Source organism: Streptomyces sp. SX-6 (assembly GCF_059089585.1).
The window spans coordinates 1-1,046 of sequence record NZ_JBTHHU010000088.1 but is presented as its reverse complement, the minus strand read 5'-3'; the positions used below and the strand labels follow the sequence as shown (position 1 = coordinate 1,046).

General features: G+C 66.6%; 1 protein-coding gene. It reads left to right on the top strand.

Annotated elements, in window-relative coordinates; translation table 11 throughout:
• Positions 1–12 precede the first annotated feature (12 nt).
• The coding region (locus ACV530_RS36590; protein ID WP_494337049.1) for a condensation domain-containing protein at positions 13–1,046 on the top strand (1,034 nt) is incomplete at its 3' end.

Sequence of the window (1,046 nt, the reverse complement as noted above, 5' to 3'; positions counted from 1 at the left end):
GGGAGTTGTGTGATGGTGCCGTTGTCTTTTGCTCAGCGTCGGTTGTGGTTTTTGGGTCGGTTGGAGGGGCCTTCGTCGACGTACAACATTCCTGTGGTGACGCGGGTGGGTGGGGTGTTGGAGCGGGAGGCGTTTGTGGCGGCGGTGGGGGATGTGGTGGGGCGTCAGGAGGTGTTGCGGACGGTGTTTGTGGAGCGTGGTGATGAGCCGGTTCAGTGTGTGGTGGGGGTGGATGAGGCGGGGGTGGTGGTGGAGTTTGTGGGGTGTGGTGAGGGTGGGGGTGGGGTGGATGCGTTGGTGGCGGAGGTGGCGGGGCATGTGTTTGATCTGGCGGTTGAGGTGCCGTTGCGGGTGCGGGTGATCGAGGTGTCGCCGGTGGAGTCGGTGTTGGTGGTGGTGGTGCATCACATTGCGGCGGATGGCTGGTCGATGGGGCCGTTGTCGGCGGATCTTTCGGTGGCGTATGCGGCGAGGCTGGCGGGGCGGGCGCCGGATTGGGAGCCGTTGGCGGTGCAGTACGGGGATTACACGGTGTGGCAGCGGGAGTTGCTGGAGGTGGAGGGTCCGCGTCAGCTGGAGTTCTGGCGGGGTGCGCTGGAGGGGTTGCCGCAGGAGCTGGCGTTGCCGGTGGACCGTGCGCGTCCGGCGCGGGCGTCGTACCGGGGTGGGAGTGTGCGGGTGGTGCTGGGGGCGGTGGGGCATGCGCGGGTGCGTGAGCTGGCGCGTGAGCGGCGGGTGTCGGTGTTCATGGTGGTGCAGGCGGCGGTTGCGGTGCTGTTGACGCGGTTGGGGTGTGGTACGGACATTCCGCTGGGCACGGTGGTGGCGGGGCGGGATGATCAGGCGCTGGAGAACCTGGTGGGGTTCTTTGTGAACACGCTGGTGTTGCGCAGTGATACGTCGGGGAATCCGGGTTTCGGTGAGTTGCTGGACCGTACGCGTGCGGTGGATCTGGCTGCGTTTGATCATCAGGATCTGCCGTTCGAGCGGTTGGTGGAGGAACTCCAGCCTGCCCGCTCCCTCGCCCGCAACCCCCTCTTCCAGGT